The organism is Psychroserpens burtonensis DSM 12212 (assembly GCF_000425305.1).
In the GTDB taxonomy this organism is placed as follows: Bacteria; Bacteroidota; Bacteroidia; order Flavobacteriales; family Flavobacteriaceae; genus Psychroserpens; species Psychroserpens burtonensis.
In genome coordinates this window covers 82,825-109,094 of sequence record NZ_KE384348.1, presented here as the reverse complement: position 1 = coordinate 109,094, position 26,270 = coordinate 82,825, and the positions used below count along the sequence as shown (strand labels likewise).

25 protein-coding genes and 1 tRNA gene are annotated in these 26,270 nt (G+C 31.8%); 11 read left to right on the top strand and 15 right to left on the bottom strand.

The window, feature by feature from the left end:
- The first annotated feature begins 1 nt into the window (after window position 1).
- From prmA to H593_RS0118085, 3 genes are all read left to right on the top strand, one after another.
- On the top strand, window positions 2–838 hold the full coding sequence (gene prmA / locus H593_RS0118095; RefSeq protein WP_028873710.1) for a 50S ribosomal protein L11 methyltransferase: 837 nt from the start codon (window positions 2–4) through the stop codon (window positions 836–838).
- A gap of 234 nt (window positions 839–1,072) precedes the next feature.
- On the top strand, window positions 1,073–1,906 hold the full coding sequence (locus tag H593_RS0118090; protein WP_028873709.1) for a M57 family metalloprotease: 834 nt from the start codon (window positions 1,073–1,075) through the stop codon (window positions 1,904–1,906).
- Window positions 1,907–2,034: 128 nt separating this feature from the next.
- A complete protein-coding gene (locus tag H593_RS0118085) occupies window positions 2,035–2,310 on the top strand; it encodes an ATP-dependent Clp protease adaptor ClpS (RefSeq protein WP_028873708.1) in 276 nt (91 codons plus the stop codon).
- A gap of 16 nt (window positions 2,311–2,326) precedes the next feature.
- Here the strand turns inward: H593_RS0118085 and H593_RS0118080 are convergent, their stop codons facing one another.
- The 3 genes from H593_RS0118080 to H593_RS0118070 all read right to left on the bottom strand — a co-directional run bounded on the left by H593_RS0118080 (window position 2,327) and on the right by H593_RS0118070 (window position 4,812).
- Window positions 2,327–3,733, bottom strand: a complete 1,407-nt coding sequence (locus H593_RS0118080) for an MBL fold metallo-hydrolase (protein ID WP_028873707.1) — start codon at window positions 3,731–3,733, stop codon at window positions 2,327–2,329.
- Window positions 3,734–3,839: 106 nt separating this feature from the next.
- On the bottom strand, window positions 3,840–4,247 hold the full coding sequence (locus H593_RS0118075; RefSeq protein ID WP_028873706.1) for a DUF6691 family protein: 408 nt from the start codon (window positions 4,245–4,247) through the stop codon (window positions 3,840–3,842).
- A 4-nt stretch (window positions 4,248–4,251) separates the two neighbouring features.
- Window positions 4,252–4,812 (bottom strand): YeeE/YedE family protein, encoded by a 561-nt coding sequence (locus H593_RS0118070; protein WP_028873705.1) that lies wholly within the window; start codon window positions 4,810–4,812, stop codon window positions 4,252–4,254.
- Window positions 4,813–4,915: 103 nt separating this feature from the next.
- Here H593_RS0118070 and H593_RS0118065 point away from each other — a divergent pair.
- Window positions 4,916–4,989: transfer RNA gene (locus tag H593_RS0118065), tRNA-Arg, on the top strand.
- 167 nt (window positions 4,990–5,156) lie between these two features.
- Here H593_RS0118065 and H593_RS0118060 read toward each other — a convergent pair.
- Window positions 5,157–5,381, bottom strand: a complete 225-nt coding sequence (locus H593_RS0118060) for a hypothetical protein (protein ID WP_028873704.1) — start codon at window positions 5,379–5,381, stop codon at window positions 5,157–5,159.
- A 516-nt stretch (window positions 5,382–5,897) separates the two neighbouring features.
- Between H593_RS0118060 and H593_RS0118055 the strand changes: the two genes are divergently transcribed.
- Entirely contained in the window at window positions 5,898–6,506 is a 609-nt protein-coding gene (locus tag H593_RS0118055) for a hypothetical protein (protein ID WP_028873703.1), read from the top strand.
- Between the two features lie 416 nt (window positions 6,507–6,922).
- Window positions 6,923–7,207 (top strand): hypothetical protein, encoded by a 285-nt coding sequence (locus H593_RS0118045; protein WP_157588957.1) that lies wholly within the window; start codon window positions 6,923–6,925, stop codon window positions 7,205–7,207.
- A 129-nt stretch (window positions 7,208–7,336) separates the two neighbouring features.
- On the opposite strand, the gene H593_RS0118040 is transcribed toward H593_RS0118045, so the two are convergent.
- The 10 genes from H593_RS0118040 to H593_RS20320 all read right to left on the bottom strand — a co-directional run bounded on the left by H593_RS0118040 (window position 7,337) and on the right by H593_RS20320 (window position 16,170).
- On the bottom strand, window positions 7,337–7,993 hold the full coding sequence (locus H593_RS0118040) for a hypothetical protein (protein WP_028873700.1): 657 nt from the start codon (window positions 7,991–7,993) through the stop codon (window positions 7,337–7,339).
- 4 nt (window positions 7,994–7,997) lie between these two features.
- Complete coding sequence (locus H593_RS19740) at window positions 7,998–8,921, bottom strand: DUF6371 domain-containing protein (protein ID WP_051229825.1); 924 nt, start codon at window positions 8,919–8,921, stop codon at window positions 7,998–8,000.
- A 50-nt stretch (window positions 8,922–8,971) separates the two neighbouring features.
- Window positions 8,972–10,471, bottom strand: a complete 1,500-nt coding sequence (locus H593_RS0118030; RefSeq protein ID WP_084142375.1) for a DNA primase family protein — start codon at window positions 10,469–10,471, stop codon at window positions 8,972–8,974.
- A 3-nt stretch (window positions 10,472–10,474) separates the two neighbouring features.
- Window positions 10,475–10,768: a hypothetical protein gene (locus H593_RS0118025; RefSeq protein ID WP_157588955.1), complete on the bottom strand. Its 294-nt coding sequence runs from the start codon at window positions 10,766–10,768 to the stop codon at window positions 10,475–10,477.
- Window positions 10,768–11,109, bottom strand: a complete 342-nt coding sequence (locus H593_RS0118020) for a helix-turn-helix domain-containing protein (RefSeq protein ID WP_028873697.1) — start codon at window positions 11,107–11,109, stop codon at window positions 10,768–10,770. Before H593_RS0118020 ends, H593_RS0118025 begins: the two co-directional genes overlap by 1 nt.
- Before the next feature lie 116 nt (window positions 11,110–11,225).
- Complete coding sequence (locus H593_RS0118015; RefSeq protein ID WP_028873696.1) at window positions 11,226–12,578, bottom strand: hypothetical protein; 1,353 nt, start codon at window positions 12,576–12,578, stop codon at window positions 11,226–11,228.
- Between the two features lie 121 nt (window positions 12,579–12,699).
- Entirely contained in the window at window positions 12,700–13,962 is a 1,263-nt protein-coding gene (locus tag H593_RS0118010; protein WP_037052956.1) for a tyrosine-type recombinase/integrase, read from the bottom strand.
- Window positions 13,963–14,655: 693 nt separating this feature from the next.
- A complete protein-coding gene (locus H593_RS0118005; protein WP_028873694.1) occupies window positions 14,656–15,351 on the bottom strand; it encodes a Crp/Fnr family transcriptional regulator in 696 nt (231 codons plus the stop codon).
- A 261-nt stretch (window positions 15,352–15,612) separates the two neighbouring features.
- The gene (locus H593_RS20325) at window positions 15,613–15,807 is read right to left on the bottom strand and encodes an amino acid permease (RefSeq protein ID WP_028873693.1); all 195 of its coding nucleotides are present in this window, start codon (window positions 15,805–15,807) and stop codon (window positions 15,613–15,615) included.
- A 33-nt stretch (window positions 15,808–15,840) separates the two neighbouring features.
- Window positions 15,841–16,170 (bottom strand): amino acid permease, encoded by a 330-nt coding sequence (locus H593_RS20320; RefSeq protein WP_211224968.1) that lies wholly within the window; start codon window positions 16,168–16,170, stop codon window positions 15,841–15,843.
- 631 nt (window positions 16,171–16,801) lie between these two features.
- Here H593_RS20320 and H593_RS0117990 point away from each other — a divergent pair.
- From H593_RS0117990 to H593_RS0117970, 5 genes are all read left to right on the top strand, one after another.
- On the top strand, window positions 16,802–17,143 hold the full coding sequence (locus H593_RS0117990) for a hypothetical protein (protein ID WP_147231334.1): 342 nt from the start codon (window positions 16,802–16,804) through the stop codon (window positions 17,141–17,143).
- Window positions 17,144–17,271: 128 nt separating this feature from the next.
- On the top strand, window positions 17,272–19,815 hold the full coding sequence (locus H593_RS19730; protein WP_051229824.1) for a YbcC family protein: 2,544 nt from the start codon (window positions 17,272–17,274) through the stop codon (window positions 19,813–19,815).
- Window positions 19,816–19,820: 5 nt separating this feature from the next.
- Window positions 19,821–21,689, top strand: coding sequence for a proton-conducting transporter transmembrane domain-containing protein (locus tag H593_RS0117980; protein WP_028873690.1), 1,869 nt, complete (start codon window positions 19,821–19,823; stop codon window positions 21,687–21,689).
- Between the two features lie 52 nt (window positions 21,690–21,741).
- The gene (locus H593_RS19725) at window positions 21,742–23,913 is read left to right on the top strand and encodes a SulP family inorganic anion transporter (protein WP_051229823.1); all 2,172 of its coding nucleotides are present in this window, start codon (window positions 21,742–21,744) and stop codon (window positions 23,911–23,913) included.
- A 110-nt stretch (window positions 23,914–24,023) separates the two neighbouring features.
- Window positions 24,024–24,755: a DUF2490 domain-containing protein gene (locus H593_RS0117970; protein WP_028873689.1), complete on the top strand. Its 732-nt coding sequence runs from the start codon at window positions 24,024–24,026 to the stop codon at window positions 24,753–24,755.
- 552 nt (window positions 24,756–25,307) lie between these two features.
- Here the strand turns inward: H593_RS0117970 and H593_RS21085 are convergent.
- Window positions 25,308–26,270: T9SS type A sorting domain-containing protein (locus tag H593_RS21085; RefSeq protein WP_028873688.1), on the bottom strand; the 963-nt coding region annotated here is incomplete at its 5' end.

Sequence of the window (26,270 nt, the reverse complement as noted above, 5' to 3'; positions counted from 1 at the left end):
AATGTCAAACATTATTTATTTAGGTTACTATTTTAAAGTACAACCAGTGCAACTAGGAGTCGAAATTTTAATTGCGGAATTAGGCTATGCGGGCTTTGAAAGCTTCATGGAGACAGAAGAGGGCGTGACAGCATACATTCAAAAAGAAGACTATCATGATAAAATCCTTAATGATATTCAAATCTTAGACTCAGAGGAGTTTGAAATATCTTTTACTTCCGAAGAAATCGAGCAAGTCAATTGGAATCATGAGTGGGAAAAGAACTTTAATCCTATTATTGTGGATGATAAATGTTCGGTTCGTGCACCTTTTCACGAAAAGCCAGATACCGAATTTGATATCATTATAGAGCCAAAAATGAGTTTTGGTACAGGGCACCATGAAACGACACATATGATGATTCAACATATTCTAAAGAATGATTTTGAAGGTAAATCGGTTTTAGATATGGGTTGTGGGACAGGGGTTTTAGCTATCCTAGCAGAAATGAAAGGCGCAAAACCTTTAGATGCGATAGATTTTGATAATTGGTGCTATCTCAATAGTTTAGAAAACGTAGAAAGAAATAACTGTAAACATATCAAAGTAGTAGAAGGAGATGCAAGTCTATTGTCAGGGAGGCATTATGATATCGTTATTGCTAATATTAATAGAAACATTTTATTAAATGATATAGAAACCTATGTCAAGACTTTAAATGAAGAGGGACTATTATTTTTAAGTGGGTTTTACAGTGAAGATATCGCAATAATTAAAGCCGAGTGTAATAAACAGGATCTAGTTCATGTTGACACATTAAAAAGAAATAACTGGGTAGCTTTAAAGTTTAAAAAATAAGAATAATTCAGTATTATTTTGTTTCTCCGACGTATTGCTCAAAAGTTTAACATAAAAAAATCAAAATGTATTAAAATTACGGAAAAACCGTAATTTTTTTATTTTTAAAATAGTTAACTTTGATTTGATAATTATCACAGCCTGGATAACAATATAATTTCAATGAAATAATCACCGTTGTCCAGCTCGCCCCAATTTACGTAAATCTCACTTATTAACTTAATTTACGCAAAAATGAAAAAAATAAAATTTGTGGCACTAGCTTGTCTATGCCTTATGTTTAGTATTCAGTCTTGTCAAAAAGATGACAGCCCAATCGAAGAAGTCTCTGTTGAAAGAGCAGTTTCTACAGAAATATTAGCAAAATTAGCCGACTTACAGATAAATACCAACGATGTTAAAATTGTCGATTTCTACTTGCCTGATGGCACTACAAAAGAAATGATAGAACTAGAAGGTGATATCTACATGAGTGAAAAGGAAATCATCGCTTTAAGTCCTTTAGTAGAAGACGGATTGTCTAGAAATTATCGAACTAATAATTTAGTGTCTCAAGGTAAGACCATAACTATAATTGGTTACACTGGAGGTGGAGGCTCTGGTCTTTCTACAAAAGAGAGAACAGCCTTACAATGGGCAGTCAATAATTACAATGCTTTGAGTAGTGTCTCTATTTCTTTCCAATTAACGTTTGGTACAGATTACCAATCTAAAGATATGGTGGTTTATCATAATCCAAATCAATCTGGTTCAGGAGGTTCTGCTGGATTCCCTAGTAATGGTAATCCAAATAAATTTGTTCAAATTTATGGTTTAGATATTTATGACACTAATGTAGTAGAACATGTTATAACACACGAGATTGGTCACTCTGTAGGTTTTAGACATACAGATTGGTTTAATAGAGCAAGTTGTGGTCAAAACGTTAATGAAGGCGCCGGTCAAGCCGGAGCAATAGATTTAGGAGGTAATAATCCAGAGACGTCTGTAATGTTAGCTTGTTTTAGTACAAGTGAAGACGGAGAATTTGGAACTGACGATGTCAATGCACTAAATATTATGTATTAATAGACGTTGCAATAATTTTAAAAGACTTCTGTTCTATGAATAGAAGTCTTTTTTTATTGAGGAGTTTTTTCTAATTTTGCAAAACCGGAATCATCAACCTCATTAAATAAATTGCTATGCACCAAATAATGAGCACAAAAGAAAAAGTAAAAGAAGAACACCTCGTTGATACTCTCGAGTTACCTCTCAATGAGATTGTATTGTATAATGACGATGTCAATACATTTGATCACGTTATAGAGACCTTAATCTATGCATGTGATCATACATCAGAGCAGGCAGAACAATGTGCGATATTGGTGCATTATAAGGGCCAATGTACTGTGAAAACAGGGGAGTATAAAGAGTTAGAGCCTCGTTGTACAATGCTTTTAGAAGCCGGTTTAAGTGCCGAGATAATTTAGCTTCGTATGTTTAAATTTACAATGTCGATGGACAAACAAAATCTGTCATCGGTAAATCTGTGGTTTTAATTGCATCAAAACCACCAGCTATGTCCACTAGTTTATGAAATCCTCGTGCTTGTAAAATAGAGGCAGCGATGACACTTCTGTAGCCACCAGCGCAATGGATATAATAGGTTTTGTCTTTAGAAACATCATTCATTTGCTCGTTAATCAAATCTAGAGCAAAATGTTTAGCATCTTCAAGATGCATGCTTTGAAACTCACCGTCTCTTCTAACGTCTAGAATATTAACATTACCTGTTTTAACTCGGTTTGAAAACTCTGTGGCAGATATAGATTCTAATGTGTCAATGTCTTTTCCTGCGGAAATCCAAGCGGCAATACCACCCTTTAAATATCCTAAAGTATTATCATAACCTACACGGGATAAACGTGTCACCGCTTCTTGACTTTTACCATCAGGAACTACTAAAATTATAGGTTGTTTGATGTCTTTAATTAGAGCACCAACCCAAGGTGCAAATGTACCATTTAGACCAATAAAAATTGAATTAGGGATATGACTTTTTATATAGTCACTTTGAGGTCTCACATCAAGTACTAAAGCCTCTTCATGATTAGCCATAGCTTCAAAGTCTTCAGGAGATAAAGCGATGTTTCCTGTTTTTAATACAGTTTCAAAAGTATCATAGCCTGTTTTATTTAACATGGCATTTTTTGCAAAATATTGTGGAGGAGGAGCAATGCCGTCTAATACTTCTTTTACAAATTCGGCTTTAGTCATGTCTGCTCTTAAGGCATAATTGGTTTCTTTTTGATCTCCAATAGTTCCCACAGTTTCTTTGCTCAGATTTTTTCCGCAGGCAGAACCTGCACCATGAGCTGGATAAACAATGACATCATCTGCGAGAGGCATTATTTTATTCCGGAGAGAATCAAATAACATAGCTGCTAAATCTTCTTTTGTTAAATCAGATTTTATTGCTAAGTCAGGTCTCCCAACATCACCCAAAAATAAAGTATCACCAGAAAAAATGGCATGATTATTTCCATTCTCGTCAATTAACAAATAAGTTGTTGACTCTAAAGTATGACCAGGAGTATGCCAGGCTTTAATAGTAATATTTCCTAGTTTAAATTCTTCGTTATCTTTTGCTGAATGAATCTCATAGGAAGTTTCAGCTCCTGGCCCATAAATAATTGTCGCGCCAGTTTTTTTTGCTAAATCGATATGTCCTGAAACAAAATCTGCATGAAAATGTGTTTCAAAAATATATTTAATTTTGGCTTTGTTTTTATCAGCCTTCTCTATGTAAGCTTGTGTTTCACGAAGTGGATCTATTATGGCAACCTCTCCATTAGATTCAATATAGTAAGCGCCTTGTGCTAAACAGTTTGTATATATTTGTTCGATTATCATAAGAATATCAATTTCAATTATCTAAAAAAGCGTTGTGTTTTTAAATTTTTTCCATCTCAAAGATACGAAGTATTCTTTTTTTAGAACCGACAAACACTAACTTTTGCTAATGTGGTAATTTGTCTTTCATCAAACCGTAAACATACGTTCCTAAAAGGGCAGCGAGAATTAGTATAATCACAGAAAATGCTCCGGTACCGACCAGAATGTACATTGGTCCGGGACAAGCACCAGACAAAGCCCAGCCCAAACCAAAAATGGTTCCGCCAATAATATAGCGTGTAAAACCTTTTTCTTTTTTGGGTACAGTCATTAAACCACCATTTATATTTTTTAGTTTTTTGCTAATAAGGAGTAAGATAATTCCGGTAATAACAGCTGTTCCAATAATACCAAACATGTGAAATGATTCAAATTTGAACATTTCGTAAATACGGTACCATGAGACTGCTTCAGACTTTACGAGTACGATTCCGAAGAGAATTCCGACGAATAAAAATTTTAAATATTGTATCATACTAACTAAAAATTAAAGGAAATAATAAATGAATCATGATAAGGCCTCCTATAAAGAAGCCTATAACAGCAATTAATGATGGCAATTGTAAACTACTTAGGCCAGTAATGGCATGTCCAGATGTGCAACCTCCAGCGTAGCGAGTGCCAAAGCCAACTAGAAATCCACCAATAATTAAAATAGCCAGCCCTTTGATGCTAAGCGCAGCATCCCAGCTATATAATTCTGGAGGTAGCAACGATTGGCCAGCGTTCTCAAAACCTAGGGTATTAAGCGTTTTAACAGTTTCTGGGTTTAAATCAATGTTAATTGGTGAAGAGAGGTATAAGTGTGCTAAAAAGCCACCAATAATAGCTCCCAAAACTACTGTAAGATTCCAACGTTGTGTTTTCCAATCAAAATCAAAGAATTTTACATTTTTACCAGCACCAGCCCAGGAGCAGAGTGTTCTAAGATTGGATGATATACCAAATGTTTTTCCGAAATAAATAAGGATAAACATAATAATAGCGATGAGAGGACCACAAACATACCAAGGCCACGGATCTAGAATGAATTGCATAATTTGGATTTGAAATTGAGTACAAAAATAAGTATTTAGAATTTTTGAAATAATAGTTTGGTAATAATTTAATAAATGTATTATATTTGCACCCACTTAAAAAGGCCTCGTGGCGCAACTGAATAGCGCACTTGATTACGGCTCAAGAGGTTACTGGTTTGAATCCAGTCGAGGTCACTAGTGTTAATAAGGCTTTCAAGAGATTGAAGGCTTTTTTTATTTTATCATTTTCACACTATTTTCACACTTTGTTAGAATTAACACCTTTTTTGTAAGCAAATAACGAACTCTAATTTATTCTTTTTGTTTTAGGCTACATTTTATACATTACCTACATTATGTTTTTATAGGTTTGAATACTTATCTAATAAACGACCAGTTTTAAAACTTCTTACTTCTGTTATTGTGTTATGTACTCCATCATACACGACCTCAACAAAGAACTTATTGATTGCGTAGAGGTTACAGCGTTCTGTTTTAGTAATATAGTTGTCTATGAAAGTGCCATATTGATTAACAGCCTCCATACGTTCGTTTACGTATAATATGTTGAACTCGTATAATGTCATTCTTGTTTTAATTTGAAAGTGCAGCAAACACGAAAATTATAATCAAAATTAATATAATAATACCAATCAGAGAACAGCCAAAGTTCAATGTTTGAAGAAAACAACCTTCTGATTCAACATTAGATTTTGTTTTCAGAGGGTATGCACAATTTGGGCATTTGTCAGCTTTATTTGATACTTGGGTACTGCATTCTGGACAGTTGATTAGAGCCATAATTTTAAATTATTATCTGTGTTTTTTAATAGTAAACAGTCATTTTAAATAAATAGTGTACAGGGTGTATAGTCCATAACTTATTCCACAAATTAAAGCATAAAACAATCCTAGTTTAAAAGTATTGCTGTACTTATCCGTGTAGTTGTCTTGCTGATTGTTATAACGTTTGTCTTTTTTATGAAAGAGTCGCATAGTGTAAATATACTTGATTTTTGAAATTGTAAATTGAGGGAAACCGTAATTTTTATTTATGGAAAATTTTTACCTTTATTTTTCAATAATTAAAACTAAAATAAACCATGAGAAAAACAATCTTAATGTTAGCAGTATTCACTATTTCAACTTTAAGTTTAATAGCACAGACTGAAGCGACTACTAAAGACGGAAAAAAAGTAATTTTAAACGAAAATGGAAGTTGGGAGTATGATGAAAATATCAAAACTGAAAAATCAGTTACGTTAGACTGTTCTAAGTTAATTTCTACCGATACAGATAAAATGACAGGGAAATCTTCAACGTCATCAAAAAAGGTTTTAATGGTGTCAAAGAATGGAGGGAAAAACGGATTCGGAATCTTTCTAATGAAAGGCTCTAGTGGTACTATTATTATCAGTACTCAAGCTGTAGGTGCTGGAGGTTGTATTGATGATGACGATAAAATGAATGTTTTGTTTAGAGATGGAACAAGAATGGAATTAGTGAATAATGGAAAATTTAATTGTAAATCTAAATTCACACTATATTTTGGGAATTCGTTCGGAAAGAAAAAAGAGTTAGAAATGTTACGAACTAAAGAAATTGAAACAATGCGAATTTGGACATCTAAAAGCTATGTAGAGGAGGACTTTACACCTGAACAAGGTAAAGAGCTTATGCAAACTATAGTTTGTTTACTGAATAATGAATAACTATTTACAATAACGTTATATTATATTTGAAAAATAATTAGTTCAAAAATAATCAGTTCAACATGGAGGAAAGTGAAAAGCTAGATAAGATTATTTCAATATTACTTGTAATTAAAGCGTGGATAGTTTTTTTCGGGATAACTACTATTATTGGTGTTTTAAGTTATTTATTTCTAACTTATATTTCAGTTAAAGAAATTGAGCAAATTCGTAAAGATAATAATTGGCAGGAAAGGATAAACCAGTAGTCATTAAACTTTTAATTACGATACATTTATAGGGGTTTTAACTATTATAAAATTTACCAAAAGTTTTATGAAAATAGAAAAATTAGCGTGTACCTGTGAACATTGCTTTATTTCCCATGATTTGGGGGTATGTCCGTTTGTTTTAATGATAAAATCAATTTAAAAAATATGAGTCAGTATCTAGAGAAAATGAAAGATTTAGCGCTTTTGAATCCAGTAAATAAAAGTGTTTATTTTAAGAATATGAGTAATTATAAGAAAACTAATGAAGAGACTCAAAAAGCTTATAATGATAATGCTAATCTCTTTTTTGAATTAGAGTTGAAAGTTATTTCAAATAGTGATAGCGCAAGCACGAAATATTTAAAAAACATAAACATTATAGTTATAATCATGTTTGTGCTTTTTTTAATTTCCGTAGTAATTCAATCTATATTTGTATTTCTAACATGAAATTAAAAACTGAATTATAAAGGTTTTTAATCTTTTAATATCATGATTAGCGACTCAGTCAGCTATATTAATCTGTTTCATCAGCTTAATATAGCACTTTGTTGGTTTGTCATTATAGCAACTTGGTTTTTACTTTGTTTGTTCTAGTGCTTTCGATACGATACATTCAATCTCTAAAATATCTTGTTTGGGTAGTTTATCAAAATCTTCATTCGATATTTTTAAATTATTAATTTGAATATAATTATTAACGTTTGCGGTGTTGCTGTTTGCTACTCCTGAAAGCTGAATAAAGTGTTTTAAAGCACTTGCGTTTCTGTCTTCAATACCGATTAAGTAAAGTTTCTGTAACGCTTGCATTGCCATTATTTCATTTTTGCCTTTTACTAAAGTATTGCGCTTATCTGATATTCCATTTTTTAAATGATTATAAATTGTTTGTCTTGATAATTTGGTCTCAGTTTGAATATGAGTCATTACAGGAAAACAGCGATTTTCCAATACATAATTATGAATAAAACTTGTGATTAAGGTATGATTATATTCATAGGTTATATTTCTAATTTCATCCTTTTTATTTTGGTCATCCAAAACAGAGGTTAACATTTCAACAAGTACAAATTCTTTCCCTGATTTGTCTAAGTAATTTTCGCCTAATCTATTGAGTAAACTTTTTCTTAGTTGCTTTTTAGAATCAGGATTTTCGACTAAATAATTTTCAACATCTTTTATTGAATTTAAATCTTCAATATCCGTCAACTTTTGTAAACTTTTTTCTTTTTTCATTTTGTTAATATTTAGTTTTTAATAAATAATCTGCAATATCTAAACCTTGCTTTTTCTCTGTTTCTATCGCATTATCTTCTAATAAAGTAGATGTTCTAAAACTCGCTAGTCTTGTAAGATGCGGAATCTTGTCGTTCCATAAATCAAAACAATTAAGGTCAGGGAATAGAACCACGTTACGCCCTTTTAGTGCTTTTGTTTTGGCTTCATTCAGATTATTAACAGAACCACAAGCCAACCAGATAAACTCAGGTAAAAACACGCTCGAAATAATCGCTGTCTTTTCGCTCTCTACAATAGCAACTGGTTTACTTGTATCTTCTTTTAGTAAGTGTTCGCCAAAATAACATTGCTCTAAATTGAAAGCATCAAGTTTTAAAGCTTTATGCACCCAGTTAATATGATTGTAAGGCTTCTTTACTCTTTTGCCATTAGAAGCATTGTAAAGCATTATTTTTCCGCTTCTTATCCTCCTGTTTATATCTACTTGCCAAAAAACCGTCGCACCGCTCCATAGTTTAGAAGTGCCGATATTATATTTAATTGCTAAATAATTAACTGTTTCAAAATCCCAAATATTAGAAAGGAACTTAATAAAATTGTTATTACTTTTACTTGTTTTGCTCTTTTGCATAACCTCAGCATTTATAAAACTTGTCGTTGGTTTTGGTTTCGGCTTAACTCTATACGTAAACCGTTGACTCGATGAGGTATTAAATGAAATATTATTATCTTCAAAATACTGTTTTGGCTTGTAGTGGTAACCGCATTTAATTAGCCGATTACAGCAACCAACGGCATCGTTTAAATACTCGTTGGTGTGTAAATCAATATACTTGGTAAATACGTTACTCTTGTTACAATTAGGACAGCGGAAACGTGTCTTCATCCCCTTGTAAGGCTCTAAAGTGTATCTATGTTCTCTCATAGTGTTAAAAATTGTTTTTTAATGACTTGCATTTGTTACATTAATTTGCATTAAAAGTCAATTTCACATGAATCTTCGTTTATGCTTTTGCGCTCTATAAATACAGCATTGCCATAACTCTTTCTTTTAACTAAAAAACCGTTCTTTTTTATCCTGCTCGAAAATGTACGAATTGAGCATAAGCCAAAACCACCATCTAAACAGTAACTTTTGTACTCTGCATAAATATCTTTTAGAGGTCTATCGTCTACAACTGACTTTTGGTAATTTTCATCATCAATAAACATCAGTACGCTGTCGCTTTCCTTTTGGTATTGTAGTATTTCATTCTGTACAATTAAACTATTGGTAAAATCTTTGTTCTTTAGTAATCGAGTTAAACCATTTAACACCCAATTAAAGACTCCTGAGAGTTCCGTTTCAATTATGCGACTAGAGAGTTCTTTGTCTTGTTTGCTTGGTGGTATCGTCACTCTAAAAGGAAGGATTATAAATCTGCGAAAAAAGGCATTTGTATTCTCTACTTCTTTTGGTAGTTCGTTACAGTTGAACATAAACCTCGCATAGTCTGTAATTATCTGAGTGTTTTTGTACAACAGTCTTGCTTCTACTGGTTCGCCTGAAATAAGAAGTTTAAAAATGCTACTTTCTAATCGTCCATTAATTTCACTAGCGTAATTCAGTAATTTGTTTACCAGTTGCGCTCTTGAGTTACCATTCTCTGCTGTTAAGGATTGTAAAGAGTAATTTGCTACGTTTTGACTACCTAGTAAAGCCATCAGTATTTCAAACAAAACGCTTTTGCCATTTGCACCAGTACCAAATAACAGTAATACTTTCTCAAGCTTTAGAACACTGTTCTTTACGAAAATATAGCCTAAATATTCGGCAAGTATATTTTGTAATTCCTGCTCAGGTAGAACCTCATCTAAAAACTTCTTGAACTTTGGCGCTGTTGCTTCACTATCATAATCAAATGGTAATTGATAGGTTAGGAAATCGGACTTCTTAAAAGCTCTTAAAAACTGTTTACTTTGCGAAATTTCAAACGTTCCATTGTAGAGGTTAATTAATGTAGTGCCGTTCTTTGGCTTTATCTCTTTTAGCCCTGCATCTGCAATAAACTGTTTATAAAGCTCATCTTTAAATAAATGATGTTTAGCATCGAATTTATCAACACTCATCTTAAGAGCTGTGCATCCTAAAAAATCTTTGAAAGTTTCTTCATCTACACTTTCCCAGTACTCAGAATTAAATAAATAAATAAAGTCGCTCTTTCTACAAAGACTAAAACCGTTATCGTTAACTACCTTTAGAAGTATCTCTATGCAAGCCACTAAAAAATGTTTCTTTTGTAGTTTGTCTTTGTCATTATCAAGCTTACAATAATCTCGAAAATTTACTGGCTCTACATTTTTAAGCATCTCCGCTAATATGTTAGCAACTGAGTTTTGTTTCAAGTGTTCTTTATCCATTTTTACGGCTTCCAATAGTGTTTCTGTTTCCTTTAATATCTCGTTAATACCAATACTTATTTTTTCTTCTTTCATCGCTTAAAACATCTTTAATTGGTTCGACGGAGGAAAGTGTTTTGGATTGGTGGTTAAGTACCACGCTAAATGCTTTGTCTTTTCACAATAACAGTATTTTACCTCTGTTAATAAGCCTAATTCTTCTAAATCTCGCTTGTATCTTGTAATACATTTTTGAGGTACGCCAGTAGCATCAGTAACCATTGAAGCTGTTGCAATATGATTTCGCAAATAGGTAAATATGGTTTGAAGTTGGGTTCTTTTATTGCTATCTTTCCCTTGTCTTATATTCGGGCTGTTATCTTGTTTATTCATTATTTCAGCCCTTTATTTTTGTTAGACAAATACTCATCCGTTTCAGCTTCCAACTCGTTTAGAGTTTTTTGCTTTCCAGTTTTTACAAAGTCTTCAATAATTTCAGTTTTGAAAAAATAAAGTCGATTACCTTTTTTGTGATAAGGTATTTCATTTCGTTGAACGTAGCCGTAAAGAGTTGGTACGCTCAAGTGTAGTAATTCTGCAACCTCTTTAATGGTTAAAGGATTGTCTTGTTGCAGTGTTTCAGCCTTGTTTAGTAGAAAGGCTTTTAATTCTCTAACTTCGTTTGTGAGTGTTGTAACTACGTTAGGTAGTTGCTCAAATTTTAATACTTCCATTTTATACTATTTAAAATTAATGATAGTACAATATTATGAAAGTATTGTGTGTTAACTACTTGGTATTCAGTTGTATAAAATTGTATACAAGTAAATACAAGTTTTCGTAACTTGTTTTATTGTTGGTTATTAAATTCTTCTAAAAACTGAATCATTGAATCCAGTTGCGCGTTGTCTGTGCTATCATTATACTTATAATCATTCATTGCAGTATAACTAGCAATATGCCACTCAAACTCTCTATTACAGCATTCGTGAAATTTTTTAGCATTTCTTTCTTTTGGTACTAAATTAAGCTTTTGCAATGCCATTAATAATAGCTTTAGCTCTTTACCTTTTATATTTTTATACCTTATTTTAATATTTTGAACAATTTGGCTTGCTTTTTTATGCGTAATCAATTCGTGTAACTCTTGCGCTTTATTTTCAGTAGTTCCATTATTTTCAGCCTTAATTATCCAGTCCTCTAAAGCTTTCTTGTTTCCCTTGAAATTTGCACTCTCTAAAATTCCATATTTAAGATATTGTATAAATGCTTCTTGATTATTAGTTTTATTATAATGGTAGTCTAAAAAAGGAAATATTTCTAATACATACAGATTGCTTAATTTTATAAAAAATTGTGAGTTATATTCTGTTTGTAAACCTGCTGTTATAAATTCTTTAGTTTTAAAATGAAAAACGCTTTCGTTTTTTAAGTCAAAATTATTTGCTTGTTTCTCAATATCCCAAGGCTTTATTATAGTATCTTCTTTTTTGAATTTTCTTTTAACTTCGCTAACAGAAAACATTCCATCATATTCACGCTTCCAAATATCTTTTTGTTTTTCAGTATCACCTGAATGAATTTTTGAGTAATTCTTTATGGAATCATCAATCTGCAATAGTTGGTTGATTAAATCTTTATTAGCTGAATCTTCAAGATTTTTAATTTGTTCATCAAAATAAGAGTTTAAAGGACTTCTTTTTATGTCTATATCGAACCATTGATTAAAAAAAGAAATAACGCTTTCTAATTGTGTGACTAGATGATTTTTAAGCAGTAAAGCAGTTTTGTAATCTTCTGCTTGCACGTAATTTTTTATAAAATATTTTTGATAATCTAAACTTTTAAAAAGTTGTTTAATTTTATGAAATTCTCTGTTTATTGAGTTAATTGAAGCGTTAGCTCGTCTATCTTTATTTTCCCTTTTTGCTTCATCATAAATGGATACAGCTTTAAATAATAAAATGATATGTTCTTGTAATGAATCTAAAAGAGAGTATTCATTTTTAAGTCTTTTTTTGATGTCTTCATTAAATTGCTTTTCGTTGCTTAATGCTAACAAACTTACTTTTGTCCTTGAGTGTATTATATTGCTGTAATATAATTCATTTGCACTGCCATCTTGATTTTTATGCTCTAATGCTGGTGCTAGCGAATATTCATTGTAGCTGTCATAAAAGGACTTGATAACGTCGATATTCATTGTCTTATATTCTAATTTAGATAATGTAGATAATGTAGTAAATGTAGGTCAAAACAAAAAGAATATATTGCAACGTTGTTAAATGTTTTAAACAGAAATAGCCCCTTAATAAAATAGTAACTTAAAAGTTAAGTAAACTATTTGCAAATTCCTTTTTTGCTTCATCTTCAAAACCTGCGAAATAATGTTTTGTAACGCTGAGGTCGCTATGGTTTAGGGCTTCGCTTATAAACTCCATACTAGCACCTTTACGAACTGAATTTGTAGCAAAGGAGTGTCTAGCGTAATAAAAGCTGATATCTTGTGGTAAATCGTTTGCTATTGCTATTCTTTTAATATGGTCGTTAATGTAACGAGTGAAATTTTTAATCTTTTTATACTGAGTGGAACTATCCTCTTTAATGTCTATAATGTCAAACACAAATCCGCTTTTGCTTTTATTACCATAGTTGGCAATTACTTCTTTTGTGTATTCTATTAAATAGATTGAAATGGCTTTTTTTTCTGCGGACTTATCAAATGTTTTCGCCCTGTAATAGGTAAACTTATCTTTATTAATATCTGAATATTTTAATAGTGCAATATCTTTTAAATTCATTCCATTACATAAGTAGCTAAAAAACCAAAATGCTTTTGTTTTTGCTTCATTTTCATTTTTTACCTCAGCATTAAACAAAGTTTTTAATTGAACAGAAGATAATGCTTTCTTTACTTTTTTCGTGCGTGGTATTTTATAAAGCTTATCATTTTTCACTTGGCTGTAGGGGTAAACCGCTTTAGAAATATCATTATCCCCAATAGCGTTGTTGAATATTGCTCTTAAAGTTCGTGTGTAGATACCTATAGTTGTATAGCTTTTGTTTTTAGAGAGCATAAAGCTTTCGTAGTCATTAAGCCAATCAGTCGTAATAGTATCAAAGGTTAATTTGTCTATTGCGTATTTTTTTTCCTCCTCACTAAATTGTGCTAATGAATTAAGAGTGTACTTATAGCTTTCAGCTGTTCCAATTTTATTGTTTTTAATATTCTTAGCAATAACTTTATTAAAATGATATTGTACGTTATTATTATCCGTAGACTTTCTGAAGAGTTTCATTTCAAACTGCTTAAAATCAAATGCTTTCATTTGTTCGGCAACTTCATTTGCTCTTTTTTCAAAATCTTGAAGCTTAAAAAGAATTTCTTTATTCTTGCCTCTTAGCTTTTTGTTTTTAGCATTTATCCAAATAGTTAAAAATTCTTCTTCGGTTAAATCTATACCAGTTGTGAAATATCTTACTTTTTTAATGTTATTGAGTTTATTATAAACTCTTAATTTAATTGAAAACTTACCATTTTCTTTAATTCGTCTTTTTTCAAAGTAAATTGATATAATATGACTCATTGTCTTTTGTTTAAAACAAATATAATCATATTCACACTATTTTCACACTAATTATATTATTAAACAGATAATAGATATTAACGAACAAATACTATATTTGTCTTTATTGCAGTGTTTAATAAGTGTTTAGGTAAGAAACGAATAATTAACAAATAGGTAAATACTTGATTACGGCTCAAGAGGTTACTGGTTTGAATCCAGTCGAGGTCACGAATAGATAAATTCATTAGAAAAAACGCCAAGCTTGCTTGAGCGTTTTTTTGTTGAAATTATTTTCAAAGCGGAGCTTTTCTGGAAAGACGGAGTCAATTCTAAAACATATATAAAACAGTAATCTGTTAATCTTTGCCAATTTTGCTTGAGCATTTTTTTGTTGAAAAACTTAAATCTTTGTTTTATACGGTTGAAGGAAAATAATAAAGTTTAATGCAATAGTACTGCATACTTTACATTTTTAATAGGTGATTTACAATAGCTAAATAATTCTGTAGCAGGACGTAGTCGTCATAATATCAACATAAAAAGGCTGTATTTTTTTATGGTCAAACTCACTTTGTGCTATTTAAATCGTTAACTGGTACAAGAAATTCAAAATTTAATTTTTAGATAAGCACCTTATTAGCAGTAGTATGACTATTCATTGCTGCCTCTAAAAGATGATCGATAACGCTTATGTTTTTTTTGCAAATAGCATTATGCTAACTCTAAATTTAGCAATTTGTAAAATAGAACTTTATCTGTAATATATATAGAACGTTTTTTTATAGAAATCATCCCTTTATCTTTAAACTGTTTGAGACTTCTGCCTAAACTTTCACGAGAAGTTCCGATGCAGTTTGCTAAATCTTCTCGACTTAAGTCTATTCCACTAAAATTCGGATCCATTGTTTTAAACCGATGATCAAACACCAATAAAAAAATAGCCAATCTTGTATTTTGATCTTTTTGAGCCAATACTGCAATTGTATTTGCTAATACACCAAATTCGTGACTAATATTTTTTATAACTGCATCTTTTAGGAAGGGGAGTTCTTTAAGTAATTTTAAAAAATTAGTTTCTGAAATAAATTTTAGTTCTAAATCGTCAAGAGCTTCGCAAGAATCTTGGTAACGCTCTTCACCTAATAATGCGTGGTATCCTAAAACATCTCCAGGCGTATAGATATAAAATATCTGCTCTTGATTACTAAAGCCCTTTTTAAACTTCTTTGCTCTACCTTTAACGATTTGAAAGATGCCAGTAGGAATTCCATCTTCATAAAAAAGAGCACTCCCTTTCTTTATATGGATGTCTTCCATAAACGTTTCAACTAATTTCTTCTCTTCAACTGGTAAATTTTTAAATAGTAAATGGCTCTGAAAATCAAAATTTGAATAGAAATGGTTCATAATGAAAGTTTAGAACAAATATAACTTGAACTATTAAAAAAGATAACAAATGTTATATCAAATGCTAGTTTAATTTTATAATAAAAGCTTAGTCATATTTTTAATTGGTTTTCTGGATATCGCATGTGTTCAGAATTAGAAACGGTTTGAATTTATATGATTAGTCGAACATCGCCTAATTGCTCAATTTTATATGGAAAACGGTCACCATGAGAGCTGATAAACATAAAATTGATTGGAATACTTCAATCCTTAGAAGGTTTATCTATTAATTTTGACGAAAACTTTTCTTTTGTTCTTTTTTTTTAAATATTGAGGTAAGATGCGATCAAGCGCCATACGTTCCAATGGGCCTGAAACTTCAATAAATCTTATGAGTACCGCTCCACTCAGCATCAAAAAGGCATCCAAACTTATTAAGTTTGCCAACCATTTTTCTCCTACGTGCGATTCCATTTCAATTAACAACGTAGTTTGATAGGCATAACTTTACAATAGTGGAATTCCAAATAGTGAAAGTGCAAATAATGCAGCCAATGAATTAATAATACTTACCACAAGCCACATGTTTTTTAATGTTTTGGGAAATACTCCTTTTTGTTGTTCTTCCACAAAATTAGTAGAACTTTCAAAACCAGAAACTCCTAACATTGAAGCCGTAAAACCAAGAAAAATAGCGTTTGCTATACTTCCTCCTGTCGTGGGTAAATACCAGTTTTCTATAAATATTTCAATGCCATTATTTAGAAGAAAGAAAATGACGAAAGCACTTAGTATAGCAAACGATACCAAATGGAAAAAGAAAATTTCTATAACCACTTTGGCAGATTCTGAAAACACCTCCTATGGTCAGAACACCAAAAAAAACTAAGGAGAGTTATGGTAGTCAACATTATGGGAATAGTAGGAATAGGGTGTTGTAGGCAATGAATAGCTTCATTTGCCGAAATAACAACTGTAGCCAAATAAGATAAGAGTGTTAACGCGGTAGCACAAGAGGCCATAGATTTGCTGGTCATATTTAATAATGCATTGCATGCTCCGCCGTTTAAAGGTAAAGCTCCAACTACTTCTCCATATATTTTTCTAAAAAAAAAAGGGAACACGTGAGACAATAAGTAGCGTGATGCATGCCTATTGTCCTGCGAAGGCTGGCCAAAGCCGATACATATAACACAGATGAGCTTATGTCATTTCCGCAGATCGCTTAGAGCCTAATACAGATAGTTTTTTATATTTTTTCATAGCATGGAATGATCATCTTATGACAATTAATAATTGGAATCACTCTTTATTTGTTGATATTTCATCTGCTATAACGATCTTAATCTTTGTAATAGAAAGCCAATTAGGAATAAATAGGATTAATAATAAAAGTTTTACATAAATATAACTTTAATTATTTTTAAATATAACAAATGTTATATATGTTTGCATCTTTAATTTTAGTATGAAGATTTTTTACTCCATAATAGTATTGCTTTTTACATTGATGCCAGAGGTGTCGGTTGGGGCTATTGCGGATAAAGGTTCCACCGAAACAACTCGTATTGATGATAGATTTCAGTGGCTAGAAGAAGAAAAAGAAATCGATACTCTTACAACTCTAATTGAGGATGTTTTTCATAAAATTGGAGGATCTTCTGGCGGATATGCTTTAGAGGATAAACCTTTTACTACTCAATTTTTTCAATCTTTTACCAAAAGAAATGAATGTACTCAACTAAGCTGGATTATTTTTTCAAAGACGCCTCGCTACATTCAGTTTTGCAGTCTCAAACTAGACTGTTAAACCATTCTTATTAATACTAAATCTCCTTTATTTTATTATCAATCCGTTATCTAAATAGCTACAAATTAATGCTTTAGTTTGGGGAAATGATGGTGATATTTCATCCAACAATACTTATACATGTTTTAATGAAAACAGTAAATTTACAATTTAACGAGGAAAAAACAATAGAACATTTAGTTCATCACTTACCTTCTCAACTTACTCTTAAAGATTTCGTACATCATAACTCCCTTCACAATTTTCAGGATAAGGAGTTCTTTGAAGGTATATTTAGTGCCTCCAAAATCTTCGGTATTCAAGTAACATTTAATCTTAATGAGTATCGAAAATTACACCGGCAAGGAAGAATTAGAACGGATATTATTAATCAAGTAATTACAAATAAAAAAGGCGTTTCTCATTTAGAAGCATTTAAACAAAAAATGTTGGAGCATCCATATAAGCATACTTATAATCCGCGAATTGGAAAACTTAGAGCGAATTGGAAAAAACAATACAAGATAGATCTTGAAAATCTTGTTCAACCTCTATTGTTTAGAATTATAGGAAGTTATCTCGATCAGGGAATTGCTATTTGGCATTTTCCATTTGAAGAGAAAGGTCTTATCAATGCGTTAAAAATTCTAGAGCAAAAAAGTCTAACAAGTTTTTTTAAAACAAAAAAAGCAAAGCGTCTTTTGCTGTCTGATGATTTAAGTATTGAAAAATTGCTTAAGATTCTAGTAGGTAATGAATCTTACTACGAAAACTATTTGTTTGACCAACAGTTCTCTCACAAAGGATGGAGTGGATTAGTAAGTGCTATTGAAGGAACACCAGAAACTTTATTTTATAGAAAAAAAGTGCACTTAAAGGATTTTATCCTACTGGAACTCCTTCTTGAGTATGACGCGCTAGAAAAAACTTTAGGTAATCATTGGGAACCACTTGCTACTGACTATCCAATTGAAGCAGAAGATTATTTTGCTCCAATAGAGTTTGGTGAAATGGAAGAAGTCTTACAATTATGGCAAGAAGCATTTGAATGGGACTATTATGACGAGGTACTTGCTGGAGTTGCAAAATTAGCCGAGTCTAAACGTCATATCCAAAATGTAGAAACAAGTTTTCAGGCAATTTTTTGTGTGGATGATAGAGAATGTTCACTTCGAAGACATTTAGAATATATTGATCCAATGTGCGAAACTTTAGGTGCTCCAGGGTTTTATGGTGCAGCGATCTATTTTCAGCCATATAAGGCACAATTCTATGAGAAAAATTGTCCGGTAGCCTTAACACCTAAACATCTTATAAAAGAAATTGAAATTTCTAAAAAAAGAGACCATGAAGTGATTCACTCTAAAAACTCACACACATTTTTCAAAGGATTTTTATACTCAATGTCTTTGGGTTTATGGGCTGGATTTAGATTGTTTAGAGATTTATTTAATCCTAAAATGCAGCCAGATATAGCAGATGCGTTCTCACATATGGATGTAAAAGGAAAATTATTAATAGAAAACCAAGACCCTAATCATATAGAGAACGGCTTACAGGTTGGCTATACTATTGAAGAAATGGTAGATATTGTTAGTTCACTTCTTAAAGGAATTGGACTTGTAGACAAGTATGCACCCATCGTTTATGTTGTTGCCCACGGAAGTAGTAGTGCTAATAATCCACATCATGGTGCCCACGATTGCGGCGCTTGTAGCGGAAGACCTGGTGCTATTAATGCTAGAGTATTTGCCTATATGGCTAATCACTTAAAAGTAAGAGCTATTTTGGCTAAAAAAGGACTTATTATCCCAGAGCACACTCAGTTTTTGCCTGCTATGCACGATACATCAAGTGATGAAGTAGGATATTATGACCAAGAGATTTTGTCGTCAGAAAATGCAAGACATCACCAATTACACATAGATACTTTCGAAAACGCTTTAGGCCTTAATGCAAAAGAAAGAGCTAGACGATTTGCCTCTATAGATATTTCTAAAGACATCAAACATATTAGAAATGAGATCAAGAAACGGTCTGTCTCTTATTTTGAACCGCGTCCTGAATTAGGGCACGGTACTAACGCCTTATGTCACGTTGGTTCTCGAGAGAAGATAAAAGGATTGTTTTTAGATAGACGCGCCTTTTTACAATCGTATGATTATCGTTCTGATCCCAATGGAGATGTTCTCTTACAAGTATTAAGTCCACTACCTAATGTCTGTGGCGGAATTAATCTAGAATATTATTTCTCGAGAATGGATAATGAGAAAATGGGAGCTGGAACAAAACTGCCTCATAACGTGATGGGATTAATTGGAGTTGCTAATAGTAGTGATGGGGATCTTAGACCTGGATTGCCATTGCAAATGATAGAGAATCACGATCCAGTTCGTTTGTTAATGATGGTAGAACACACACCAGAAATAGTATTAAAGACGATTAAATCTTCTCAAGCTATGTACGATTGGTTCGATAAAAAATGGTTGCATTTAGTAGCCATTTCTCCAGAAGATGGCAAGTTGTACTATTTCTGCGATGGAAAATTTGAGCGTTATAACCCACTATTGAAAATTACGACAACAAGTGATATTTTAGGAGTTATCGAAACTGCAGGAGAAATGAAATCAAACCATATTCTGGATGCTACTAAAGAAAATATCTCTGTTCAAATTTATTCTGATAAAATTTAAATAAAATGAATTCATTACTACCTATATTATTACTTGTGCCTCTGGTTTCGCTTCTAGTGGGATTCAGTTTTTCAAATAAAAATGAAAAGGCAATTTACAGAACTTCAATAATTAGTATTCTCGTAAATTTCGTTACTATCATTAGCCTAACTAGCTACTGGATTACTCATGATTTTGAATATATTATTTTCAAAGGACCAACATTGTATCACTCCAGCGAAATAGATTTTAGTCTAAATCTTTTTATTGATGGCTATAGTTTGGCCTACATATTTGTAGCCACTTTACTCACTGGAGCTATTATTGTTTTTAGCAAAAACTATATACATAGAGAGAAAGGATATAAACGTTTTTTTAATAATTTAAAATTCTTTTACCTAGGATTAATGTTAGTGTTATTAGCAGATAATTTAGAAATACTATTTGTAGGCTGGGAAGTTTTAGGTGTCACTTCATTCTTTCTAATTGGCTTTTATAGAGAACGTTATCTTCCTGTTAAAAATGCTTTAAAAGTTGTTTCTTTATATCGTGTAGCAGACATCGCTTTATTATTAGGTATATGGATTACACACCATTACTTTGGACATAGTATCAGTTTTTCAAATTTTGAAGGCTTACAGAATACCGAATCACATGTTCTAAATGATGCCTTTTATCATTTTATGATTCCAAGCGTATTTCTAATTGCTGCAATGGTGAAATCTGCACAATTTCCATTTTCATCTTGGTTACCAAGAGCAATGGAAGGCCCAACAACATCAAGCGCTATTTTTTATGGCTCTTTGTCGGTTCATATTGGCGTATTTTTACTAATTAGAACAGCACCTTTTTGGGAGAACAACTTATGGTTTCATTTTCTTATTGGTGGTATTGGATTAATTACCTGTGTACTAGCGACTTTAACTTCAAGAGTTCAATCTTCAATAAAAACTCAAATAGCTTATTCATCAATTGCTCAAATAGGATTTATGTTTATTGAAGTGGCATTAGGTCTTTACTGGTTTGCTATAATTCACTTTACGTGCAACGCATTGTTTAGATCCTATCAACTTTTAGTTTCTCCATCTGTGCTTAGTTATAGAATACACGAGCAGTTATTTCATTTTATACCGCCAGCCGCTCAAAAAACAGAAGGTTTGTGGAATCGAATTAAGCTGTCTATTTACGTACTCTCTATCAAAGAATTTAATCTAGACATCTTTATGTTTCGTTATCTATGGAGCCCTTTAAAGACAATAGGGAACTCTTTCAAGTTTGTAAAAAGTAGAACATTAATTTATAGCATGGCGCCTCTATTTATTTTAGGACTTTACACGGTTTACAACCAAGATATCCTTTCCTTATTTATGCTAAAACACTTACCCGAAATTTTTGCAGGATTAGGTTTGATGTTAATCTTAAAATCATTTGTTGAAAGAGATTCTTCAATGGTGAGTTGGATATTAATAGTGGTCAATCAATTATTTTTATCCTTGGCTTTTGGCTTTAATGAAGAATTTGATTTTAATCAAATACATATCTTTTTAAGCGGTATTCTAGTTGCGGGCATCTTAGGTATATGGATACTTAATAGGCTAAAAATAAGAGGTGAGGATATCTCCTTAAATCAATTTCACGGGCATTCTTACGAATATCCACGATTAGCATTTCTCTTTATCATTTGTTGTTTGGCAATTGCAGGATTTCCCATAACACCAACATTTATTGGAGAAGATTTGATGTTAGGTCATATACACGAAAATCAATTTCCACTTCTAATTTTAGTGGTATTAAACTTAATACTAGATGGGCTAGTGATTTTTAGGATTTACTCGAGATTATTCTTAGGAGAGCACAAAAAAGGGTATCACGAGTTTGCTTATAGGTCTTCTTAAAATTAGCTAGTATTTAAAATAATAATAATTATCTCATAAATTATCTCATAAAATGAAAAATACAGAAATACCAAAAAAGGGCATCACGGGTTTAAAAACCCATTTTAAAGACGATTTAATATCAGGGTTTAGTGTTTCCCTTATTGCCCTACCGTTATGTTTGGGTATTGCAATAGCTTCAGGTGTACCACCACTTGCAGGTTTAATAGCAGCTATTATTGGAGGGTTGATTGCCTCACGAATATCAGGAACATTTGTCACTATTAGTGGTCCTGCAGCTGGTTTGATAGTAATCACTTTAGGTGCTGCGGAAGCCATGGGTGGAGCTGGAGCGGAAGGCGGCTATTCAGGATATCCACATGTCTTGGGAGCAATAATTATTGGGGGATTGATTATGGCGCTTTTCGGCTTACTGAAAGTAGGTAAAGTTGGCGACTACTTTCCATCGGCAGCAGTACATGGTATGCTGGCTGCTATCGGTATTATCATTATTATTAAACAATTCTTTCCTGCTATTGGAGCGCCCTCTCCCAAAGGAGAAATTTTAGAAGTGGCAACAGATATTCCTCATGCGCTTACTGAATTGAATCTTTATGCATTAACTATTGCTTTAATTTCTATGGTGATATTAATTATGCATCCAATTTTAAAGTTGAAATTCATCAAAATGATTCCTGCTCCAATGTGGGTACTCATTTTTACGATTCCTACAGCTATACTTTTAGGTACCGAGAATTTGGCAATGGTAGAAATGCCACATAATTTATTTGGTGAAGGTGGTTTTCAATTACCTTCTTTTGAGAAAATAGGAGAATCTGAATTTTGGATTGCTGTTATAGGTTTCGCATTGGTTTCGGCGATAGAGAGTCTCTTAAGTGCAAAAGCAGTAGATAGTTTAGATCCCTATAAAAGAAGTTCAAATTTGAATAAAGATTTAATTTCTATGGGCGCGGGTTCTTCTCTTTCTGCGTTGATTGGTGGTCTTCCAATGATTTCTGAAATCGTGCGTTCTTCTGCGAATGTGAATAATGGAGCGAAAACCCAATGGGCAAACTTTTTTCACGGAGGCTTCCTTCTCATTTATTTACTTATTGGTGTAACCATAATCGAGATGATTCCTATTTCTGCCTTAGCTGCAATGCTTGTGTTTACTGGATTTAAGTTAGCATCTCCAAGAGAGTTTAAGCATATGTTTCAAATTGGTTTAATGGAGTTTGAGATCTTTGTCGTAACGCTTATCGCAGTTTTAGCCACAGATTTAATTATTGGTATTGTAATCGGAATTTTATTCAAATATGTGCTGATTCTTTTTAAAGGAACAAAATTTAGGGAGTTGTTTAAGTCTAACTTGTATATAAGCCACGAGGGAGAGATAAAGACAATTCATTTAAAAGGCTCACAGATTTTCTCTAATTACTTATCACTTAAAAAGAAAATGGATAGTGGTGTTCAAAAATATAACGAACTTATTCTTGACTTTGCAGAAGTTGAATTTATAGATCATACAGTTATGGAACATTTAGAAGATTATGCCCGATTAGCTAAGTTAAATGGTAAAGATGTACATATTGAAAATGCAGATGGTCTTAATCCAGTATCTACTCACCCTTTAGCGGCTAGAGATCGCAGATCAAAAACAAAATTAAAAAATATCAATATTAATGCTCGTACACTGCAATTACTTTCGTTCTCTAATGAAAAGAACTATCAATTCAGTACAAAGTTAGATGATTACAGTGAATGGGAATTCTATCATTTTACCATAAGGAAACAAATTTTATCAATTGAAAATGCAATTCAATATCAAAAAAATGGGATGACCTATCAAATAGCCGATATCACTACTAAAACAGGTGCTGAAGTGACTGCTAATATTCAAAAAATAACAGCGATTAAAGTTTCAGGGATATCTGAAGTGCCTAAGTTTTATCTGCAGAGGAAAGATTTCTTGGAAGCTCTAAAAGATGTTTTTGATCACAATGACATTACTTTTGCTAACTTTCCTAAATTCTCAAAACATTATGCAATTCACGCTGACGATGCGGAAGAAAAAGTACGTCAATTGTTCAATGAACATCTTCTGTCTTATATGGAAACACATGGTACGATATTTATGAGTGGTAATGGCAAAGATTTGCTTGTTCATCTGGATGATAAACTATTAAATATCAATGAAATTCAAGCTGTTATCTCCCGAACAGAAAAGTTAGTATCCGCTATGTAGTTTGAAAATGCTACAATATGGCTACAAAACAACGCCATTAGTTAGTCACGATATTTTGTTACCATCAAAAGTCTTTAGGTTGTTTTGTAGTCTTTTTTATACTTAATAAAATGAAAAATATTTATATTGCCTTTTTACTAATATTAGTATTTAATCTTGCCAGTGCACAGGAGAATAGTGCTAGTCATTCTAGTTCTTGGAATAGTTTTATCCCAAAAGTAAAGATTGATAATTCCTTTTATATCACATCAGAATTTCACTTTAGACGTGCTAATTTTTTAAAAGGTTGGGAGCAATTTATCATAAGACCTGCTATTCACTTTAAGAAGAACGAAACCTATGATTTTGCTTTAGGTTATAGTTTTATAAAAAATTATTCTTTTGCTGATTTTAGTATTCCAATTAATGCAAATGAACATAATATATGGCAGCAAGTACAATTAAGTCAATCTCAAGGCAAAATTAGTTTTAAGCACCGTTTTCGATTAGAAGAACGTTTTATTGATAAAATTGTTGAATCATCTAATAATCATTATGGTATAGGTGGTGGTAATTATAATAACAGATTTCGCTATCGTTTTACCGTAACTAGACCCATCATAAAAATTAAGGAAGATAAAAGTATTTCAGTTGAAATATTTAATGAATTGTTTATGGATTTAGAGGATGGAATTAGACCAAAAGCTTTTAATCAGAACTGGTTTTATGTTGGTTTGGGATATCCTATAACCTCTAAAATGGGATTAGGTATTGGGTATCATAATATCGGCTTAAATGGTGGTAACAATACGTTCATTACTAATCATATCTTGCAAACAACGATTACTTATTTAGTAAACTAATTGATCGTAGTCATTAAACTACTTTACCCTTTTATTTAGAGATATTTATAATCTTATTCAAAAAGTTTGATTTTTGTATTTATGAGGTGGCTAAAATAAATTACAATTAGCTATTACTGCGTTTTTTTAAGTTGAAATCAGTAAAAATAGAAAGTAGCTCGTTAATTAACTATGCTTTATGTTTTGTGACAAAAGAAGATGAGTTTTTGTAAATAACCTCGTTCTTAAAGTAAATTAGAACCTTTCTCTATTCTCTTTTTTAATTTCAGTTATTGATATGAATGATAATTTTAAAAGAGGATTACCAATTGTTTCGTATCTCGTTTTTTCTTAAAGTAAAATGAATAATATTTTTAACTTTTTTACTTTCCAACTACACCTAAAAGACTCCTCATTCAAATTCAATACTGCAAACTTGTTTTTTATTATTCCAAGATATTCGTTTGTAGCCAAACAGTCTTAAAACTTCTATCTGAGTAAATGTAGTAACTCCAATTAAATAAGAGGCTGTCTTTTCAGGCAGCCTCTTATAATTTAACCAACTTGTTGTAATTAGTTACTATGTTGAGGTGACGATGACATTATTTTTTTAATCAAAACTTCTTTTCTTGTTGTAATTTTTACAATATATATCTGATTGTCAGATCCATATAAATTAATTCGTGTAACGCCTTTACTGCCCTTGATATAATTACTATTGATATAACTTTTTATTAAAGCATTTTTTACATCAAATATTTCAACTTTAACATTAGTATCATAACAAAAATTATAACTAGCAAATACTTCCTGTTCAAAAGGTACTGGATACATCACGAGTTTCTCTTTATCAATAATTAAATGTAGGGACGTAGTATGCGTGCAGCCTTCATTATTTGTAGTTTCATGAGTATAAACACCACTCTTTTTGTAGGTCTCTCCATTTAATTCCCAGAAATAACTTTCACAATTTTCTATATCTAACTTTTCATTGGTGTCTTCACAAGGACTACAATCTTCAATTGTTAAGTTTAATATTTTAGATCCTTCACAGTTCTCACCTGGAATTGTTAATCCTACTTGCACTGTTGTATATGTTTGACCATTTACAGACCATACATATAATTCGCCTTCACAAATTTTTGCATCTGTTACTTCTGGCTCCGGCTCTGAACCTTGATTAATATAACTACATGTTGCTGTGTCTAATTGGTAATCATCCCAACAGTTTACATTGCCTGGATTGATTGGCTCTGTACCTTTATTAATATAAGTACATGTTGATGTGTTTAGTTGGTAATCATCCCAACAGTTGACTATTGTTGGTTCTTCTGGTTCAAGCCAAGTTGTAATTGTTGTTATGTCATATTCACAGCCTGCTGCATTAGTTTCTTTAGTTATAACTGTTCCTGCTTCAGATTCGATACATGAGTCAATATTTACAATTTCATCTGGCTGTCCAATCCAAGTTGTGATTGTAATTACATCATATTCACAACCTGCTGCATTGATTTCTTTAGTTATAACTATTCCTGT

Coding starts and splice junctions, on each gene's coding strand:
- H593_RS0118055 (WP_028873703.1), top strand. CDS start 5,898: ATGAGAAAAACAATCTTAATGTTAGCAGTATTCACTATTTCAACTTTA.
- H593_RS0118005 (WP_028873694.1), bottom strand. CDS start 15,351: ATGAACCATTTCTATTCAAATTTTGATTTTCAGAGCCATTTACTATTT.
- H593_RS0118060 (WP_028873704.1), bottom strand. CDS start 5,381: ATGACATTATACGAGTTCAACATATTATACGTAAACGAACGTATGGAG.
- H593_RS0118085 (WP_028873708.1), top strand. CDS start 2,035: ATGAGCACAAAAGAAAAAGTAAAAGAAGAACACCTCGTTGATACTCTC.
- H593_RS0118030 (WP_084142375.1), bottom strand. CDS start 10,471: ATGAAAGAAGAAAAAATAAGTATTGGTATTAACGAGATATTAAAGGAA.
- H593_RS0118010 (WP_037052956.1), bottom strand. CDS start 13,962: ATGAGTCATATTATATCAATTTACTTTGAAAAAAGACGAATTAAAGAA.
- prmA (WP_028873710.1), top strand. CDS start 2: ATGTCAAACATTATTTATTTAGGTTACTATTTTAAAGTACAACCAGTG.
- H593_RS19740 (WP_051229825.1), bottom strand. CDS start 8,921: ATGAGAGAACATAGATACACTTTAGAGCCTTACAAGGGGATGAAGACA.
- H593_RS0118080 (WP_028873707.1), bottom strand. CDS start 3,733: ATGATAATCGAACAAATATATACAAACTGTTTAGCACAAGGCGCTTAC.
- H593_RS0117970 (WP_028873689.1), top strand. CDS start 24,024: ATGAAAAATATTTATATTGCCTTTTTACTAATATTAGTATTTAATCTT.
- H593_RS0118070 (WP_028873705.1), bottom strand. CDS start 4,812: ATGCAATTCATTCTAGATCCGTGGCCTTGGTATGTTTGTGGTCCTCTC.
- H593_RS0118045 (WP_157588957.1), top strand. CDS start 6,923: ATGAGTCAGTATCTAGAGAAAATGAAAGATTTAGCGCTTTTGAATCCA.
- H593_RS19725 (WP_051229823.1), top strand. CDS start 21,742: ATGAAAAATACAGAAATACCAAAAAAGGGCATCACGGGTTTAAAAACC.
- H593_RS0117990 (WP_147231334.1), top strand. CDS start 16,802: ATGAAGATTTTTTACTCCATAATAGTATTGCTTTTTACATTGATGCCA.
- H593_RS0118040 (WP_028873700.1), bottom strand. CDS start 7,993: ATGAAAAAAGAAAAAAGTTTACAAAAGTTGACGGATATTGAAGATTTA.
- H593_RS19730 (WP_051229824.1), top strand. CDS start 17,272: ATGAAAACAGTAAATTTACAATTTAACGAGGAAAAAACAATAGAACAT.
- H593_RS0118090 (WP_028873709.1), top strand. CDS start 1,073: ATGAAAAAAATAAAATTTGTGGCACTAGCTTGTCTATGCCTTATGTTT.
- H593_RS0118020 (WP_028873697.1), bottom strand. CDS start 11,109: ATGGAAGTATTAAAATTTGAGCAACTACCTAACGTAGTTACAACACTC.
- H593_RS0117980 (WP_028873690.1), top strand. CDS start 19,821: ATGAATTCATTACTACCTATATTATTACTTGTGCCTCTGGTTTCGCTT.
- H593_RS20325 (WP_028873693.1), bottom strand. CDS start 15,807: ATGGAATCGCACGTAGGAGAAAAATGGTTGGCAAACTTAATAAGTTTG.
- H593_RS0118015 (WP_028873696.1), bottom strand. CDS start 12,578: ATGAATATCGACGTTATCAAGTCCTTTTATGACAGCTACAATGAATAT.
- H593_RS0118025 (WP_157588955.1), bottom strand. CDS start 10,768: ATGAATAAACAAGATAACAGCCCGAATATAAGACAAGGGAAAGATAGC.